The organism is uncultured Corynebacterium sp. (assembly GCF_902782855.1).
GTDB lineage: Bacteria > Actinomycetota > Actinomycetes > Mycobacteriales > Mycobacteriaceae > Corynebacterium.
Genome location: NZ_CACZOO010000137.1, coordinates 22,947 through 41,695 on the forward strand (window position 1 = coordinate 22,947; position 18,749 = coordinate 41,695).

The window sequence follows — 18,749 nt, forward strand, 5'->3', positions numbered from 1 at the left end:
CGGGGCGCGCGGCGCCGGAGCAGGGGCCCCTACTTGGCGACGATGTTGACCATCTTGCCGGGGACCACGATGATCTTCGCCACCGTTTTGCCTTCGACGTGGGAGGCGACGTTCGGCTCGGCGAGCGCGGCGGCTTCGATGGCGTCACGCGCGGCATCCGCCGCGACGGTGATCCGGCCGCGGACCTTGCCCATGACCTGCACCGGAAGCTCCACAGTGTCGTCGACCAGCCACTTCTCCTCGAAGGTCGGGAAGTCGGCGTGTGCCAGCGAACCGTCGTGGCCGAGCCTGCTCCACATCTCCGCGGCGATGTGCGGGGCGACCGGGGCGAGCATGAGCGCCAGCGGCTCGACCGCGGCACGCGGCGCACCGGCACCGGTGTAGCCCTTGGTGAGGTGGTTGACGTACTCGATGAGCTTCGCCACGGCGGTGTTGTCCCGCAGGTTCGCGTAGTCGTCGCGCACCCCGGCGACGGTGCGGTGCAGGGCACGGAGATCGTCGTCGGTCAGCGCGGCATCCGATACCGCGACGTCCCCGGTCTCCTCGTCGACCACCAGCCGCCAGGCGCGCTGCAGGAAACGCTGCGCACCGACGACATCCTTGGTGGCCCAGGGTCGGGAGGTGTCCAGCGGACCCATCGACATCTCGTAGACGCGCAGCGTGTCCGCACCGTAGTTGTCGCAGATCTCGTCGGGGGAGACGGCGTTCTTCAGTGACTTGCCCATCTTGCCGTACTCCTGGTTGACCTCCTCACCGTTGTAGTAGAACTTCCCGTCCTTCTCCTCCACCTCGGCGGCCGGCACGTACACGCCGCGTGAGTCGGTGTAGGCGTAGGCCTGGATGTAGCCCTGGTTGTAGAGCCGGTGGTACGGCTCGTAGGAGGAGACGTGGCCCAGGTCGAAGAGGACCTTGTGCCAGAACCGGCTGTACAGCAGGTGCAGCACGGCGTGCTCCACCCCACCGACGTAGAGGTCCACTCCGCCGGAGGGCACCCCCTCGCGCGGGCCGGTCCAGTAGCGTTCGTTCTCGATGTCCACCAGCGCCTCGGAGTTGGTGGGGTCGATGTAGCGCAGCTGGTACCAGGAGGAACCGGCCCACTGCGGCATGACGTTCGTGTCACGCCAGTAGGTCTGCTCACCGTCACCGAGGTCGAGACGCACCTCGACCCACTCCTTCGCCTTGGCCAGCGGCGGGTGGGGTTCGGAGTCCGCGTCATCCGGGTCGAAGCTGACCGGCTTGTAGTCCTCGACCTCGGGCAGCTCGACCGGCAGCATGGACTCGGGGAGCGGGTGGGCGACACCGTCGGCGTCGTAGACGATGGGGAAGGGCTCACCCCAGTACCGCTGGCGGGCGAAGAGCCAGTCGCGCAGCTTGTACTGGATCTTCTCCTCACCGCAGCCCTTCTCCGCCAGCCAGGCGATGGTCGCCTCGACGGCCTCGGCCTTGTCCAGGCCGTTGAGGTCCAGGCCGTCGGCGTTCGCGGAATTGACGAGGACCCCGTCACCGGTCCATGCGGCGTCCCGCACGTCCGCGGCGTCCTCCGGGGCCGAGACGACCTCACGGATCGGCAGGCCGAAGACGGTGGCGAACTCGTGGTCGCGGTCGTCGTGGGCGGGCACGGCCATGATCGCGCCGGTGCCGTAGCCGGTGAGGACGTAGTCGGCGATGAACACGGGGATCTGCGCGCCGTTGACCGGGTTGGTGGCGTACGCGCCGGTGAAGACGCCCGTCTTCTCCTTGTTCTCCTGGCGCTCCAGGTCCGACTTCGCGGCGATGGCGCTCCGGTAGGACGCCACGGCGTCGGACGGGGACGCCTCGCCGTAGGTCCAGGCCGGGTCGGTGCCCTCGGCGTAGGGGGCGTCCGTGACCAGCGCGTCCACCAGCTCATGCTCGGGGGCGAGCACCATGTAGGACGCCCCGAAGAGGGTGTCCGGCCGGGTGGTGAACACCCGGATACGGCCCTCGGTCTTCGGCGCGGCCAGCTCGACGGCGAAATCGACCTCCGCACCGCGGGAACGGCCGATCCAGTTGCGCTGCATCGACTTGACCTTCTCCGGCCAGTCCAGGTCGGCGAGGTCGTCGATGAGGCGGTCGGAGTAGGCGGTGATGCGCATCATCCACTGCGACAGGCGCTTGCGGAAGACGGGGAAGTTGCCGCGCTCGGAGCGTCCGTCGGCGGTGACCTCCTCGTTGGCGAGCACGGTGCCCAGGCCGGGGCACCAGTTCACCGTGGAGTTCGACCGGTAGACCAGGCGGTGTTCATCGAGGGCGGCCTGCTGCTGCGCGGGGGTGAGGTCGGCCCAGGCACGGCCGTCGACACCCTCGGCGGCGAACTTCTCCTCGAGTTCGGCGATGGGACGGGCCTTCTGCGCGTCCGTGTCGAACCAGGAGTTGTAGATGCGCAGGAAGATCCACTGCGTCCACCGGTAGAAGTCGGTGTCCGTGGTGGCGATGGCGCGGCGACGGTCGTGGCCCAGGCCGAGGCGCCCCAGCTGACGCTCCATGTTGTCGATGTTGGCCCGGGTGGTGGTGCGCGGGTGGGTACCGGTCTGCACGGCGTACTGCTCGGCGGGGAGGCCGAAGGCGTCGTAGCCGAGGGTGTGCAGGACGTTGCGGCCCAGCATGCGGTTGTAGCGGGCGTAGACGTCGGTGGCGATGTAACCGAGGGGGTGGCCGACGTGCAGTCCCACACCCGAGGGGTAGGGGAACATGTCCTGGACGAAGAGCTTGTCGTCCGGCAGCGTCTGGTCCGGGTCAGCGAGGTCCCCGACGGGATTCGGGGCATTGAAGGTGCCCTGCTCCCGCCAGGTGTTCTGCCAGCGGGCCTCGATGTCGCCGGCGAGCTCCGGGGTGTAGCGGAAGGGGGTGGACTCGCTGGAGTTACTCATGGCTGCTCATTGTAATAGACTGCTGATCATGATCGTTCTCTCTGTCCTGCTGTTCATCCTCGGTGCTGCCGTGCTGGTCACTGGTCTGATGGGGCTGACGGGGACGCTGCCGGGCAACAGGTGGGTGGGCCTGCGTATCCCGGAGGTCCGCAAGTCGAAGGACATGTGGGTCACCGGGCACCGGATCGCGGGCCCGTTCTGGACCGGTGCGGGCGTCGCCCTGCTGCTCGCCGGGCTGGTCAGCCTGCAGGGCGGCTGGTTGTGGGCCGTCACGGTGGTCCTGGCGGTCGGTTCACTGGCCCTGATCGGCACGGGTGCGGCCAATGCGGCGCACATCATGGCGCAGATCGACCTGAGGAAGGGCCAGGCGGCCGAGGCCCGGCGCGCCGCGGCAGGCTGCTGTTCCTCGGGTGGTGCCACCGGTGCGGCGAAGGCGCCGTCGTCGGCGGGCGGTCTGACCGTCCCGCCGGTGTCCGCATCGGCCGGGTCGGCCGGGTCCGCCGCCGGCGACTCCTGCGGCGGTTCCTGCTCCGACTGCGGCGCCTGCGACCACGGTGAGGCGGACGTCCCCGACCTCGAGGCCGCCCGCCGGGCCATGGCCGCCCGCGACAGCGAGTGACGCCGGGGCGGGGCACCCCACCGTAGGCTCGTCGGTATGGTCTCCTCCGATCCCGTGTCCCGGCCCGTCGTCACGGTCTGCGGTACCGTCAACGTGGACACGTTCGTCACCGTGGGTCGTTTCCCCACCGCCGGTGAGACAGTGATCGCCGAACCGGTCGGCGTGGTGCCCGGAAGTTCCGCCGACGGCGCCCACGGTAACCTCGGCACCCCCGTCAACCTCGGCGGCAAGGGCGCCAACCAGGCCGTCGCCGCCGCCCGTTTCGCCGGTACCGGACCGGAGGGCCACGGCACTGCGGTGCGGCTGTTCGCCACGGTCGGAGCCGATGACCGGGGGACCGGGGCTCTCGGTGTCCTCGCCGGTCACGGTGTCGATGTCTCGCGGGTCGCCGTCTGCGCGGAGGCGCCCACCGGTTCGGCGTTCATCATGAACGATGCCGAAGGTGAGAACATCATCGTCGTGGTCTCGGGGGCGAACACCTCGACCGATCCGGCGGCTTTCATCTCCCGGTCCGGCGATGACACCGGGGTGGGGTCCGGCGGGATTCTGCTGGCACAGGGGGAGCTGACCCCGGAGCATTCCACGGCACTGCCGGAGCTCGCGCGGAGTCTCGGTGCCCGGTTCATCCTCAACCTGGCCCCGGTCACGGTGCGGGGGGAGGCACTGTGCGGGCTGGTGGCCACCGCTGACCCGTTGATCGTCAACGAGTCGGAGGCCGCCGACGTCCTCGGCGTCGCCCGGGACACCGGCCTGGACGAGGTCCTCGACGCGTTGACCGCCGCGGTGGGGCGTGGTCTGGCGCGGTCGGCGGTGGTGACTCTCGGAGCGCAGGGCGCGCTGGTGATCGATCCCGCGGTGAACGGTCCGATGATGGTCCCCTCACCCGCTGCGGACCCGGTGGTGGACACCACCGGTGCCGGGGACGCCTTCTGCGGCACCCTGGCTGCGGCTCTGGCAGAGGGGTTCCCGCTCCACGAGGCCGTCCGCTACGCCGCCGCGGCCGGTTCGCTGGCCGTGGAGTCTGCGGGGGCTGCCGCGTCCTACGCGGGTCGGGCGGAAGTCCACCGCCGCGCGGACGGCTGAGTCCGTCACGACGAGGGGGCCTCAGGCCGGGTACGACGCCGGAGCCGCTCAGTTCACCTTCCGGTCCCGGCCCGCCCAGAACTCCTCCCGCAGCGCGCGTCGCAGGATCTTGCCCGAGGAGTTGCGCGGCACCGCGTCGACGACCCTCCACCGCGAGGGGATCTTGAACGGTGCGAGGCGGCGCCGCAGGGACACCACCAGTTCCCGGGTGGTCACCTCGGCCCCCGGCTGCGGCTGGACGAAGGCCATCACCGCCTCACCCGTCCGCTCGTCCGGCACCCCGATGACCGCGGCGTCCGCCACCCCTGGCACCTTGACGATCTCTTTCTCGACCTCCGCGGGGAAGACATTCTCACCGGAGACCAGGACCATGTCCTTGTACCGGTCGGAGATGTAGACGTACCCGTCGGCGTCCATGTAGCCTGCGTCCCCGGTGAGAATCCACCCGTCGACCAGGGTCTCGGCGGTGGCCTCGGGGAGACGGTAGTACTCGACCATCCGGTTGGGGGTGAGCAGCCGGACCTCGCCGACCTCGCCGACCGGCACGTCCTCCCCGTCCGGTCCGACGATCCTGGCGCGGAAACCGGGGTAGGGGTGCCCGGCGGCCGTCAGCCTCGGCGAGCCGATGTAGTGTTCCTCCGGCGGGAGGCAGCAGGCGGTGTTCCCGGTCTCGGTGAGCCCGTAGATCTGGATGAACCGGGCGTCCAGGACGCGGATGCAGATCTCGAGGACCGACGGGCCGATGGGGGCGCCACCGTAGATCGCCTGGCGTAGGGCGGTGAACGCCCGGGGATCAGGTGGGGTCAGCGTGGCCAGGGACGCCATCATCGCCGGGACGAGGATCGCGTTGGTGATCCGGTGGATCCGGAACTGGTCCCGCGCTGCCCGGGGTGTGTAGTCCGGCATGCTGAAGACCGTCTGACCGGCGTTGAAGACCTGGGTGGCGTACCACAGTCCGCCGATGTGGAAGCCGGGGATGCCGACGAAGCAGATGTCGCCGTCCTCGAAGGTGATCCAGTCCACCCCGGACTCGCCCAGCGCGTTGCGCACACCGAACCAGCTGCGGTGCGCCAGGACGACGCCCTTGGGAAGACCGGTGGTGCCGGAGGTGTACAGCTGCGCCATCGGCGTGTCCGGTTCCGGGACGAACGGGTCTGCCAACGGTTCGTAGCCCTCCAGCCAGAGGTTCCAGGTCTCCGGCGAGGCATCGAACTCGGTGAGCCCGGTGGTGCCGCGGAGCGGGTGGTCCCCGTCGATCACCAGGGCCAGGGCGTCCGAGTCGGTGAGGATGTGCTCGACCTCGGCGGCGGTCAGGGCCCGGTTGACCGGGACGAGGACCGCACCGAGTTTCACACAGGCGAAGAGGGTCTCCCAGTAGGACGCCCGTTCCCGGCCGACGAAGCCGACCCGTGAGCCTTCCCCGGCTCCGGCGAGTGCCAGTGCGGACGCCAGTTGTGAGGATTTCAGGTCGAGGCGACGGTAGCTGACCTCGTCGCCCTCTGAGGTCATCACCGCCGTCCGGTCCGGTGTGCGGGCGACGTGGTATGCCAGTGATTCGGCGAGGGTGGTGAGCTGGGGCAGGTAGATCATGGTTGTCTCCGGGGATGTCTTGTCGGTGGGTTCAGTGGGTGACGGCGTCCACCACGGACGCCATCGGTTCGCTGCGGGTCAGGAGGTCGAGGTGGTTGCCGGGGACCCGTCGGATCTCCGGCGGGCTGTCGAGTCGGCGCCAGAACTCCTCCTGACGTTCGTTCTCGTCGGTGACCAGGACGGTGGTCCGTGGTGGCACGGTGGTGAGCCGGATCCGGTTCTGCACCCGGATGGCCTGCTCCCAGAAGACGTCGTGCTGGGTCCGGACGTCGCGGGGGACCAGGCCCGCGGTGGCGACCCGCCAGTGGGTCCGCAGCCGCTCGGTCAGCGCCGGCTTGTCCGCCGGTTCGCCGGCGAAGTTCGCCACCGAACCGCCGGCGCCGTGCAGCACCGTGTCCAGCAGGACCACCCGGTCGATCTCGCGGCCCTCGGCCTGCAGCCGGCGGGCCACCTCCATGGCGACGTGTCCGCCGAAGGAGTGGCCGACGAGGGTCAGTGGGCCGGTGGGTTGCAGTTCCCGGACGCGCGGGGTGTGCCGGCGGCCGTGGGCGGCGAGGGTCCGGTCCGGGAATCCCCGCGAATGGAATCCGTGGGCGTGGAAGGCCCAGATGTCGCGGACGCCGGTCAGGTGGGCAGCGAGACCGAAGAAGGTGACCGCCGACGCGCCCGCGCCGGCGAAGCAGAACACCTTCGGCAGGTCCCCGCACCCCGGGGTGAGGTGGGTGCAGGTGTCCGTCCGGACCCGGAAGTCCCGCCGGGACCGTTCCTCGATCCGGGACGCCAGTTCGTGCAGCGGCGGGTCGTCGGCGAACAGGGACGCGTCGATGTCGCGCCCCAGGGCATTGCGCAGTTCGACGAGCACGATCTCGAGGTCCATCGAGGTGCCGCCGAGGTCACTGAACCGGTCGCCGGGGAGCACCGGTTCCACCCCGGTCCGACGGGACCAGGCGGCGGCTACCGTCGTTTCCAGCGGAGTGGTGGTGTCAGGGTTCATGGGTTCGTCCTTCATGGGTTCGTCGTTCATGGGTTCGTCGTTCTGGAGGTCGGGACTGTCGTCCCGGTGGTTGACTCGGCGGCCGGTGTCCCGGCCGGGGCCGCGCTGATCCGCACCCGGTCGACCTCGAGGACCGGCGCCGGTGGATCGACCACCACGCCGGTTCCTTCGCCCGCGTGCGATTCGACCTGGATCCCCAGCCACATGGGGGTGTGCGGGACCGTCGTGCCGTCGGTACCGCCCACCGCGGCTCCGTCGCAGGTGAACCGGACGTGCCCGGCGGTCCATTCGACCGCCACGTCGTGCCAGCGGGTGGCGTCCACGGGCATCCGGAAGCCCTGACGTGCCGGGGCGCCGGACGGGTCGCGGTAGTGGACGAAGGATTCGGTGACGGATCGCTCCGCGTCGAAGCCCTCGGCGATGTCGATCTCCGGTGGCCAGCGGTCATCGGCGGGCCACAGGAGAAGGTGGTAGCTGAACACGGGGGAGGGGTGCGCGCGGATCCGCGCCTCCCACCGTCCGTAGGTGCGGGTGACCGGCCAGTTGGTCACCGCACCGGCCCTGCCGGCGGTCCCGTCCCAGGTCGCGGACAGCACCAGGCAGGAGTCCCGTACCTCGACCAGGGCGGGGTCCCAGGTGATCCTGGCGTCCGATCGGGGCACGGTCGCGTGGGCCCGCCACCACCGGCTGAGACCGCCGCCGAGGAAGTCCTCGGTGAAGATCCCGGCGAACTCCGGCCGAGGGGACGCGCAACCCGGGAGGAGGACCGCGGCGGCGGAGGCGACGGCGAGGACACCGGTGGTGCGCAGGAATGTCCTGCGGGGCACCGGAGCAGGCACCGGGGTGGACGGGGTCACGGGCGTCACGGGCGTCACGGACACCGCCTCCGCCCCATCCGGGACAGCACCGTCCGACCTGCCCGGTACACCGGCGGATACCATCCGAGTGGTCCGAGAGCCCCGAACACCAGGGCATGCGCCGCCTCGCGCAGGTGGCCGGTCACTGCGGCACCGATGATCCCGCGGAAACCGGTCATCGGTCCGAGTGTCCGGTGGACCTCCCAGACCCGGTCCTCCGGCCAGCCCTGGTGGACCGGCGTCGCACAACAGGGGACGATGTGGAACCACACCCGGAGGGACGCCCGGAGGACAGCCGGGCGCAGCTGCCCGGGTACCAGGGGTGGCAGGAGCTCCAGTGCCAGGTCCGCGCACCGGGCGGTGTTCGCCACCTGGCGGGTGTCGGTCGTGGAGATCGACCCCTCGCGTTGCAGGTACCGGTAGCCGGTCTGCGGCAGCAGCACGGTGCGCCCGAGGAGAGGGACGCAGCTCAGCACGGTCATGAAGTCACTCTGTGAGGTGGTGTGGGGGTAGTCGTCGAGGATCCGCAGCAGCACGCTGCGCCGGATCACCTTGGACCACAGGTAGCCGCGCACCGTCCCGTCGAGCAGGGCGACGGCCAGCCGGGAACGGTCCAGTGTGCGTTGCCGGCGACCCGGCGCGCCGTCCACCCGACGGGTGCGGCCACCCGGTTCGACGACGCTCGCCCGGAAGCAGACCATGTCGACCGGGTCTGCGGCGTCGAGCACCCGGAGGACCGGTCCCGTGATCTCCGGGAGGATCCGGTCGTCACAGTCGACCATCCAGATGTAGTCGCCGTGTGCCGCGAGGATCCCGGCGTCCCGCGCAGCGGCGACACCTCCACCCGCTGCGGCATCCGTCCCGGTCACGGTGACATTGCGCCGGGCGGAGGCCCAGGCGTCCGCTGTCTCCCCGGAACCGTCACCGGGACGCCCTGCGGAGCCGTCGTCGACCAGGACGATCTCGAGCCGGTCGCCGGCCACCTCCCGGAGTGTGTCGAGCTGGTCGAGCGCCCGGGGGAGCATCTCACCGGGGTCGCGGAAGGGCAGGACGACACTGATGACGCCCCCGGACCCACCGGCACCACCGGTCACTGTCCGCCCCCCAGTGCACGGACGGCGTCCCCGGCCAGTGCCGCCATCAGCAACGGGGCACCGACCGCGTAGCCGAGCAGTTCCACCGCCACCAGATGTGCCGGGAGGTGTGGGGTGCGCGCGACGTGTCCGGGGACGGCGTCCGCACGTCGACGCGAGGTCAGCAGCGTCGACAACCCGAGCGGCAGCGACGCCACGATGTCGCGGGCGTACCGGCGGTCGTCGAGGGCGCACCGCGCCAGGGACGCCGCCATCCCCGTCCCGAAACCGAACATCTGCCGGCGCAGGGCCCGGCGGGAGTCCCGGTGATGGTGCCGGACCACCATCGTCGGTACGTAGACGATCGTCCCGCCCGCCAGAATCACCCGGCGGAACATGTCGAGGTCCTCACCACCACGGGTCACCCGGCCGGCACCCAGCTCCTCGGCGAAACCACCCAGCCGGCCGAGGCAGTCCCTGGTGAACGCCATGTTGTTCCCGGACCCGAAACACCCCGCCGGGTACGGGTAGACCGGGGGGACCCGGCCCCCCGAACTGCCCGAGCGGGTCCAGGTCGTCCCCGCCGTCCCCTTGTCGAATCCGCCGATCGACTCGAAGAGACGGTGGCTCTCCTCCCGCACCGACACCGGCAGCACCCTCCCGGTGACACACCAGCCACCGGACCGGTCCAGGGCCGCCACCGCGCGGGAGATCCAGTCCGGATCGGGTACGGCGTCATCATCGGTGAACGCGATGACCCGCCCGCGGGCCGCACGGACCCCCACGTTGCGCGCCCGGGACAGTCCGGGCACCGGGGCACGCACCAGCCGGATCCGCGGGTCCGCGGCGCAGGCGTCCGCCACCGCCGGGTCGGAGGCGAGACGCCCCCCGGCCGAGTTGTCCACGAGGAGGATCTCCACGGAAAACGCCGGGGTGTTCGCCGCCAGAGCCGCGAGCGTCTCCGCCAACCAGGGGCCACGGGCGTCCGTGCACAGGATGACCGACACCACCGGGCCCCCTTCGCGGCGCGGCACCGGCACCGGCGCACCACGCCGTCCAGTGAGGAAACCGAGCCCGGACGCCACGACCACCGCACCACCGGTGACGATCCGGGCCACGGCGGTGGGGTCCCCGTGCACCAGCTGACCGAGTTCACCGACCGCCCCGGCAAGGTGGCGGCGCAGATGCGCCCGCTCCTCCCCGAACCGGGTGTAGGGCAACGCCGACATCGCGGCCTTCGACCGGCCCTCCATGACACTGCGACGCACCACGTACCCGGGACGCGTCCGGTCGACGGGCACCAGGTGCCGGACGCGGAACCCGTCCACCTTCACCACCCGCCGCTCCGGACGGCCCGCCGTCAGCCGCTGGAACAGCTCGGTCTCCTCACCCCCCGCACCGTCGGAACCGGTCCGGCCGAAGGCCCCGCTGAACACGTCGCCGGTGCCCAGCACCTCGCGCCGCACCGCCATCGCCGCACCGATCGGGTTGCGGATCTCCTCACCGTCGGCCGGGCCGCCGAGATAGTCGCACCCGAAGATCCAGTCGCAGGACGCCGGCACCCAACGCGGACGCCGACGTTCCCGGCCGTCGGACCGGGTGAACCGCGGCACGACGCGCCCGCCGATCCCGGTCACCGTGGGATCGGCGAACGCCGCCCGCACGGCACCGGCCCAGCCCTTCTCGGGGACGGCGTCGTCGTCGATGAAACAGACCACCGGATTGTCACCGGCCCGGATGCCGGTGTCCCTGGCGCCGGACAGGCCCTTCACCCCGGAGTTCCCGCACACCGTGGGTCCGGTGGCGTCGGGGGAGTCCGGCAGACCACCTGGCGCGGTGAGCTGGCCGACCAGTCCCGGACAGTGGTCGACGACCACCACGACACGGTCATTCCGCCGGGTCTCCGCCAGCACGGAGTCGAGGCAGGACCGGAGGACCGGCAGTCGCGCCGGATCGGCGGTACAGATGACGACGTCGAGGTCGGGGTCGGTCACAATGCTCCCAGGTGGTCGGGGTCAGGCAGGGTCAGGCAGGGTCAGGCAGGGTCAGTGGAAGGTGTGTTTCCGGGGGGCCCGGGGCATCCAGCCGCGGATCCGGGGCAGACGGTGTTCGTCGACCGGGAGCGTGGCACGGGCCCATTCACGCACGAGCGTGAACAGCACCCGCCACCCGTCGCTCCAGGCGTTGAGGTTGGAGCGGCCGTGGAGCCGTCGGTTCTCGAAGCTGGGGACCTCGGCGATGTGCAGTCCGGCGGCCGCGGCCCGGCAGGCGAACAGGGTCTCGATCTCGAAGCCGTCGCCCCAGCACTTGTCCCCGCGGACATGGGGGTCCGGGAGGGCGAGTCGTCCGAAGGCGGCGGTGCGGAACGCGTTGTAGCCGTAGCAGAGATCGGTGAACCTGCGCCGGAACAGGAGATTGACCACGGTGGTCAACACCAGGTTCCCGCTGCTGCGGAGCCGGGTGAGGTCGACACTGCCGCCGGTGGCCAGGTAGCGGGATCCCTTGGCCATGTCCGCCCCGGCGTTGAGGGCCGCGACGAACGCGGGGATCTCCCCGGGGTCGGCGGAGCAGTCGGCGTCGAGCAGCACCACGACATCACCGGTGACGGCTGCCACACCGGCGACCAGGGCATTCCCTTTCCCTATCCTGGCCTGGGGGATGACACGGGCGGTCGGGGAACACCCGGTGGCCACCGCTGTCGTCCTCGCCTCGTCACCGCCCTCGACGATGACGATGTCGAGGTCAGGTGGCAGCCGGGGAAGCAGCTCGGCGAGGTTCGCCTGTTCGTCCAGGGACGGGATCACCACGCTGACCCCGCACAGCGGAACCGCGGGTCCGGAGTCAGTCACCGTCGGTCCGTTCTCCGCGCTGCGTCGGGGATGTCGGTCAGCGCCAGGAGCACGGTGCCGCGTGCCCTGCCCCCGAGGTCGTCGGAGAACTCGACGGAGGTGTCCAACTTGAGGATGCCCCGGTCGGAATGCGTGGTGTCCGTGTCCTCGACACGGAACGTGCCGGTGAACTCGCGTGCGTTGATCGGTCGGGAGTAGCGGCTCCACAGTTCCTGAATGAGCACACAGGGAAGCTGGCGCTCCCAGTAGTCATCAATCGTCCAACCTGAGAATATATCATTTCCTGGTTCGCCGATCACCGCGGCCAGCGCGCAGTACATCAACTGGTTGTAACTGATGATGAACTCCGCGGCGTTGAAATGGCCGGTATCATCGATGTAACAGCTCTCCGGGATCCGGAATGACCCAGCGGCGGAGAACATACCGTCATCCTCGACATCCACGGATATCGAATCCAGATAAATGCACTCTTTTCCGCGGTAGGGGAGTACAGACCGGTCGAAGAGTGGATCTCCGGGCAGATAGGACACATGCTTCCCCATGATGCGTTCGTATCTTCCTACTGCACGCTGGCGTCGAAGGGGAGACCGTCCACCGTGGTGACCCGGTGCGACATGACCGGAGCCTCCGGGTTCTGCGCATGGAGGGCGCAGTGGACCAGGGCGCGGTTGTCCCAGATCACGATCTCGCCGGCCTCATAGGTGTGCAGGACGATGTTCGGGTGGGTGAAGGTCTCGTCGAGCTGACCGCTGGCCTCCAGGAGATCGTGGAGGAGACCCTCCCGGCAGCCTCCGGTGAGGTGGTCGGTGAAACCCTCACTGACGTAGAGGATCTCCTCTCCAGTCACCGGGTGGGTGATGACCGTGTTGTGCACGGCAGGTGGGCTGATCTGCTCAACCTCCGTGATGATGTCACCGAGCGGGCGGAAGACGTCCTCCGGACGGACCTTGAAGAAGCGGCGCACACTGTGGGACGCCCGGGTACCCCGGGCCTCCTCGCGGAGCTCCTCCGGCAGGTTCCGGAACACCTCGGCCATGTCGATGAAGTAGGTGCCGCGCGGCCCCGGGGGCAGGATCTTCTGCGCGAAGATCGTGGTGGACAGCGGCTCCTGCGCGAACATGTAGTCGGCGTGCCAGAACCGTCCGGTACGCGGCACCCCGAGCGGCTTGCCCTCCGCCGAGAGATTCGAGGAGACGAAGATCTCCGGGTACTGGGGGTGATGGTAGTGGTCTTCGTAGTAGGGGACAATGGTTCCGAAATGTCGCCCGAGTTCCACGAATTCTTCGGGTGTGATGTCCTGCTGGTTCTTCAGGACGATGATCCGCCGGGAGATGACTGCGTCCCGGAGGGCCCGGTAGTCTTTCTCCGTGGCGGTGGGAACCGAGAAGTTCCGTACTTCGGCACCCATGTTCCCGTTCTGTGCCGGGATGATCTCCACACTCATGAATATGCTCCGCCTATTCCTGTCAGGAAGCACCGCGACTGCGGCGCCGAGGTCCGTTTCCGATCGGTTACCGACCTCTGTGACCCTCTGTGGAGTAGTCGTTTTCTCTCAGTTGTTGGTTCCCGTTTGATTACCTAGCACCCCGGTTCGGGGGTGATTAGTTGTGTGATACGTTCGACTGTCCCCGGAGACGGCGCCGGCCCGTCCGGCACAGCGCCCGTGACAGCTCCGGCACCCGGGTCCCCGGACTCCCCGGCCAGCCTCGCCCATTCGTCCACGACCGCCCACCGCGCCACCTCCGTCGACGGCCACGTCGTGTCCTGCAGTGCCGCCAACCAGTCGGCCAGCGGCACCACCGGCGCCGTCCCCGATCCCGGAAGGGCACGCAGGAGCGGCACGTACGCGGTCCGGTGACCCGGCACCGTCACAGGCTCCGCGATCCCGTCGCTGCCCCGGCCGGAGAACCTGAGCAGGTATCGGGCGCAGTCTTCTGACCGCAGCACGTCCTCGACGATGTCCACCGCGGGCACCGCCCCGACGGCCCGCACGGCCGCGGCGACCGACACCAGGACGTCGGTGCTTCCCATCGTCCCGGCGACGGGGAGGATCCGGGGCAGCCTGAGGCAACACACATTCCCTGAACCCGGGGTCCGGCGCAGGACGCGACGCTCGCCCAGCCGCTTCGAACGGTTATAGGGGTGGGACGTGACCCCGGCTGATGCCGAGGACAGGTGCAGGAGCGGGAACCCGGTGTCGCGGCAGACCGATGCCACAGTCTCCGCGAGGTCCACGTTGGTCAGTGTCAACCTGTCCAGTGTCGCGGTCAATGACGTGTCGCCGATACCGTTGACCACCACCGCCGGTCGGCCGGAGTCTCTCACGGCGCCGAGTATCAGGCGCAGTTTCGCCGCGGTAAGGTCGCCGATCCTGTCCAGGACATGTCGGCCCTGCCCGGTCTTCGTGCCGGTCACGCCGACCAGCGGTCCCCTTGCGACGAGGACAAGGTCGGCCCCGGTCCCGGACACCGCGAAGCCGGAACCCACCGTCCCCCCCGCCCCGAGGACGACCACGGTGCCGGTGGACCGGTAATGACGGCCGCCGTCCCTCAGGCGTCGCCCGATCCCGGGGAGCAGCGTCCGGATGCGGCGGTCACCGTTCCCGTCCGCCCACCCCGGCCCGGCGAAGTCCCGCGCCCCGACGGAGCCACCGGCATCCACGACGCATCCGTCGTTCCGATCCGTCGCCGTGTCGACCAGCGCTGCGACGTTGTCGGCGGCGAGCAGGTCCCGGACGCTCAGACGGTCGTCGCCGAGCAGACGCCTGGTGGGCTGCAGCAGACGGATGATGTCGAGCGACCCGACACCCAGAACGGTCAACGAGTCGTCCACTTCGACCGGCATGCCCAGCATCCCGGACCAGGCTGCGGCAATCTCCTCTGCCGATGACCAGTCACGGGGACGGGCCACGCCGCCGGTACCCGGGGCCGACATCACCGAGGACCATGCGCCCGCACCGGATTCCCGGAGGACCCGCCGAACCTCACTCGCCACCGGGCCAAGCCCGCTTTCTCGTGCACCGGCAGACGGCTTCCACCGCACGACGGCACGCCCGTGCTCAACACCGACGGCGACGCCCGCCAGTCCGGCGATGGCGTTCAACTTTCTCCGGAGTCGGGCGAGGTCGACGAACCGGCCGCCGATCTTCACCAGCTCATCACGACGTCCGGCGAACTCGAGGACACCGGCGTGGCCGCGCCTGACCCGGTCCCCGGTCGCGAAGGCCGGCAGGTCGCGACCGCCGACCCGTACCCGGCCGAAGTCCCCGGCTGACCGGGGACCGGCACCGGGAAGGTAGCCGGCTGAGACAGTGTCGCCGGTGACCACGACCTCCCCGAAGACGCTGTGCACGGTATCCGGTGACAGTGCCGTACCCACCGCCGTACCCGATTGCGTGTCGTCGGTTCCTGGACCGGCCAACGCCACCGACGTGACGATGACCGTCGTCTCCGTCGGACCGTAGGTGGACACCAGCGACAGTCCTCCGGTCGCTGGACTGGCTCGCCAGGACGCCAACGCCTCGGCATCCACCTCCTCACCGCCGATGACGACCTGGCGCAGACCGGCGGTGGCGGCGTCGCCGACGAGTGACAGCAACCCTGGGTCGCGCGCGAGCACCGACCATACTGCGGTGGGGATGTCCAGCACGGTGGCCCCCCTCGCGATAGCCTCCGCCAGCAGGCTCGCCGCGTCGCTCCGCCCGAGGGCCGACCCGCGACGCACCGACGCCCCAGCGACAACGGCACCGAACACCACCTCCACACTGATGTCCGAGGTCAGTCCCACGCACTCGAGAAGCCGGTCCCCCGGACCCCATCGGTACACCGGACCGAGCGTCGACAGGAAGACGGCAAGGGACCGGTGGCTGACGGGGACCAGTTTCGGGGTTCCGGTCGTCCCGGACGTCGCCAGCACATAGGCGATGCGGTCACCGGCCCCGTGCGGTGCGATCCTGTCCGACCGTCCGGCGGGGACGACGGTGACCCCGGCGGTGACGAGGTCGACGATGCCCACCGTGATTCCGGCCTCCCGGAGCTGCCGGGCACGGGCCGTGACATCCGCCCCGGTGGCGCACGGACTGTACCCGGCACCGGCGAGATGCGTGGCGAGAACCAGGTCGATGCAGTCCTCCGTCCCGTCATCCCCGAAGACCACCACGGCGCCCCGGGGAACCCGGTCCTCCGCGAGCCGACGCAACCAGCGGCCGACCCCCGGACGGTCCGCCAGCAAGCGTTCCCGGTCGAAGGCGGGGTCACCGGTCCAACAGGACTGGTCGCCGTCGACGCGCGGAAGAGCCGGGACCTGCTCCCAGGCACCCGCAGCGCGGGCGGCCGGAGCGTCCGGGTCCGAGGCGAAGGCCACCAGCACCCGGACGATCCGACCCGCGAGACCGACGGAACCCTGGGACGACGGCGGCGTCCCGCTTTCCCACACCGCCACCGTAGTCCCCGTGGAATCGGAGTCATCTGCCAGCAGGAACTGGACCACCGTCCCCTCCACCGGGCCCACCGCGGTGATTTCCGGAGGAGCCGCGAGGAACGGGGCCAACGTGGGGGCCACCCGTTGCCGGAGGATGTTCACGGCCACCTGGTCAGAGACGTCCATCCCCGACCGAAGCAGCTCCCGGTGCAGCTGCTCCTCCCGGAACCAGGCGCGTCGCCGGGCCCGGACATATCCCCGGTCCACCGCGGTGACCAGCTCACGGATGCTGATGAACGGGGAGAACTCCAGGATCTGCATCACCGAATTGACCAGACAGGTGACCTCACCGGAACAGTCTTCCCCGCCCGGGAGGTACCTCGGGTCAAGCGTGTGGACGAGGTTCACGGCGGCCGCCCCGCGGTCCGCCGCGGCGACCGCGGCCACGGCGGCGATCAGCACCCCGGTCACGGGAACCCGGCATGTGGCGGCGAGCATCCTGACTGCGGCGTTTTCCCGCCCGGTCAGGGTCCGGCGGGATTTCACGCACCCCCGTCGGGCCACCACCTGGTGGCGGTCCGGAGCGCCGCCACCGGCCACGGGGCAGGCGTCGAGCTCGGCGCGCACCGTGTCACGGAACCGCCTCTCCGCCGCTGCGCACCTCTCCCGGTCGGACATGTGCACCGCCCGGATCCGTTCCACCGCACGGACGCCCGCCGATACCGGGGAGCGGTCACGGTACCCCCCGGACAACGACACCGCCAACGTATCCTCGATGACCGCCAGGGAGCCCGCGTCCACCACGAGATGGTGCGCTTCGATCAGTAGCCGGACCGGGGACGGGGCCGTCGCCCCGGCGCGACGAAACAGGGTGAACCGGACCAGCGGTCCATCTACCGGATCTCCGCGCCACAGTTCCGACAACGGTGGGCCGTCCGGACCTTCCGGGACCTCGACGACCACGGCCTCGGTGGAACGGGAGACCTCGAGGACAAATGCCCCCACCGTCGGGTCCGGGGACGGTCGCAGCACGGACCGCAACAGCGGGTGCCGGACGCAGACCTCCCGGAGGGCACCCGCCAGCCTGGCGGGATCCACCCCGTGGAACCGGTACTCCTTCGCCACGAGATATGTCGAGGGGTCGGTGGTCTGCAGTGCTCCGGCGAGGATGTTGCACTGCGAGAGGCTCAGCGGGACGACGCCGGCGACAGGGCACAGGTTCACCGTCCGCCACACTCCTCCACCAGGGTCCGGATGGTGGGCGCCGCATACACCCGCCGCATCGGACCTTTCCGACCGGTCAGCCCGAGTGCGTCCGACAGCATCGCCGAGCGGACGGAATCCAGTCCGAGTTCCCGAAGATCGGTGTCATCCCCGTCGACGAGGTCCTCCTCATCGATGTACAAAACCTCGGAGACGAGGCGGATCACCCGGTCACGGTCACTGTTCACCGGTCCACCACGCTTTCCGACCGTCCGGTGAACCGGGCGGTCAGTTTCCCACGCCGGATTTTCCCGGACGCCGTCCGCGGAATCCGTTCCACGATGCGGATGTGGGCCGGTCGTGCCTCGGCCTCAGCCCGGAGTCGGAACTCGGCCGCCACGGAACGCTTCAACCTCCGCCCGGACCCGGTCCCCTCCTGCGCCTGTGAATCCGTGGGAACGACGACGAGCCCGACCACCGCACCGAAGGACGGATCCGGAATCTCGAAACTGGCGGCGTCCTTCACCCCGTGGACGGTGACGGCGATCCTGTCGACGTCGTCGGGCATGACATTGGCGCCGCCGCAGATGATGAGTTCCGAGACCCTGCCACGGAGGGTGATGAACCCGTCCCCGTCGACTGTCACCCGGTCTCCCGTGTTCACCCAGCCGTCGACCAGGGCGGCGGCCGTCGCTGCGGGATCGGCGTGGTATCCCAGCATGGCCGCCGGGGTGCGGATCCACAGAGTCCCCTCCGGATCGGAACACCTGTGCGTGAGCGGAGTCTCCGCCGGATCACCGAGCACACGGATGTCCACCCCGGGGTAGGGCCGCCCGACCTGACCCCGCCGGACCCGGTCAACCGAACCCGGTCCCGTCGGCAGGCACAGTGCAGTGCAGCCGGTTTCACTGAGCCCGAAGATCTGGGCCGTGCGCGCACCGGTCGACTCCAGGAGGGACACGTCCTCCACGATCGCCCGTGACCCGCCGTAGACCACGAGGCGGAGATCCGGGAGAGTCGTCACCTCAGCATTCCTGAACTCGGTGGCGAGGCGATGGAGAAGCGTGGGAACCAGGCAGACAGTGGCGATCCGCCAGCGTCCCAGCGTCTCCCCGAGTCCGGCACCCGGGGTGGCACCGGTGAAGCAGTGACATCCGGCGACCAGTCCGTTGAG

Annotated in this window: 14 protein-coding genes; 2 read left to right on the forward strand and 12 right to left on the reverse strand. The window is 70.0% G+C overall.

The window, feature by feature from the left end:
• Window positions 1-29 precede the first annotated feature (29 nt).
• Window positions 30-2,888 carry a leucine--tRNA ligase gene (gene leuS / locus QZV72_RS06375; protein ID WP_297006415.1) on the reverse strand — a complete coding sequence of 953 codons (2,859 nt, stop codon included), beginning with the start codon at window positions 2,886-2,888 and terminating at the stop codon, window positions 30-32.
• Window positions 2,889-2,916: 28 nt separating this feature from the next.
• Here leuS and QZV72_RS06380 point away from each other — a divergent pair, with 28 nt between their 5' ends.
• Both QZV72_RS06380 and QZV72_RS06385 read left to right on the forward strand, forming a co-directional pair.
• Complete coding sequence (locus QZV72_RS06380) at window positions 2,917-3,507, forward strand: SdpI family protein (RefSeq protein WP_297006417.1); 591 nt, start codon at window positions 2,917-2,919, stop codon at window positions 3,505-3,507.
• 36 nt (window positions 3,508-3,543) lie between these two features.
• Window positions 3,544-4,590 carry a ribokinase gene (locus QZV72_RS06385; RefSeq protein WP_297006419.1) on the forward strand — a complete coding sequence of 349 codons (1,047 nt, stop codon included), beginning with the start codon at window positions 3,544-3,546 and terminating at the stop codon, window positions 4,588-4,590.
• A gap of 48 nt (window positions 4,591-4,638) precedes the next feature.
• On the opposite strand, the gene QZV72_RS06390 is transcribed toward QZV72_RS06385, so the two are convergent.
• The 11 genes from QZV72_RS06390 to QZV72_RS06440 all read right to left on the reverse strand — a co-directional run.
• On the reverse strand, window positions 4,639-6,180 hold the full coding sequence (locus QZV72_RS06390; protein ID WP_297006421.1) for an AMP-binding protein: 1,542 nt from the start codon (window positions 6,178-6,180) through the stop codon (window positions 4,639-4,641).
• 31 nt (window positions 6,181-6,211) lie between these two features.
• The gene (locus QZV72_RS06395) at window positions 6,212-7,174 is read right to left on the reverse strand and encodes an alpha/beta fold hydrolase (protein WP_297006423.1); all 963 of its coding nucleotides are present in this window, start codon (window positions 7,172-7,174) and stop codon (window positions 6,212-6,214) included.
• Window positions 7,175-7,200: 26 nt separating this feature from the next.
• The gene (locus tag QZV72_RS06400; RefSeq protein WP_297006425.1) at window positions 7,201-8,031 is read right to left on the reverse strand and encodes a glycoside hydrolase family 16 protein; all 831 of its coding nucleotides are present in this window, start codon (window positions 8,029-8,031) and stop codon (window positions 7,201-7,203) included.
• Window positions 8,032-8,045: 14 nt separating this feature from the next.
• Window positions 8,046-9,125 carry a glycosyltransferase family A protein gene (locus tag QZV72_RS06405; RefSeq protein WP_297006427.1) on the reverse strand — a complete coding sequence of 360 codons (1,080 nt, stop codon included), beginning with the start codon at window positions 9,123-9,125 and terminating at the stop codon, window positions 8,046-8,048.
• Entirely contained in the window at window positions 9,122-11,098 is a 1,977-nt protein-coding gene (locus QZV72_RS06410; protein ID WP_297006428.1) for a glycosyltransferase family 2 protein, read from the reverse strand. Before QZV72_RS06410 ends, QZV72_RS06405 begins: the two co-directional genes overlap by 4 nt.
• A 51-nt stretch (window positions 11,099-11,149) precedes the next feature.
• Window positions 11,150-11,953, reverse strand: coding sequence for a glycosyltransferase family 2 protein (locus QZV72_RS06415; protein ID WP_297006429.1), 804 nt, complete (start codon window positions 11,951-11,953; stop codon window positions 11,150-11,152).
• Window positions 11,950-12,495, reverse strand: coding sequence for an FcoT family thioesterase (locus QZV72_RS06420; protein WP_297006431.1), 546 nt, complete (start codon window positions 12,493-12,495; stop codon window positions 11,950-11,952). The genes QZV72_RS06415 and QZV72_RS06420 overlap by 4 nt, the downstream gene beginning before the upstream one ends.
• 17 nt (window positions 12,496-12,512) lie before the next feature.
• A complete protein-coding gene (locus QZV72_RS06425) occupies window positions 12,513-13,397 on the reverse strand; it encodes a TauD/TfdA family dioxygenase (protein ID WP_297006433.1) in 885 nt (294 codons plus the stop codon).
• Between the two features lie 134 nt (window positions 13,398-13,531).
• Window positions 13,532-17,596, reverse strand: a complete 4,065-nt coding sequence (locus QZV72_RS06430) for an AMP-binding protein (protein WP_297006435.1) — start codon at window positions 17,594-17,596, stop codon at window positions 13,532-13,534.
• The gene (locus QZV72_RS06435) at window positions 17,593-17,823 is read right to left on the reverse strand and encodes an acyl carrier protein (RefSeq protein ID WP_297006436.1); all 231 of its coding nucleotides are present in this window, start codon (window positions 17,821-17,823) and stop codon (window positions 17,593-17,595) included. Before QZV72_RS06435 ends, QZV72_RS06430 begins: the two co-directional genes overlap by 4 nt.
• Window positions 17,820-18,749, reverse strand: a 930-nt coding sequence (locus QZV72_RS06440) for an AMP-binding protein (protein ID WP_297006438.1), incomplete at its 5' end; no start/stop codon positions are given. The genes QZV72_RS06435 and QZV72_RS06440, both read right to left, overlap by 4 nt.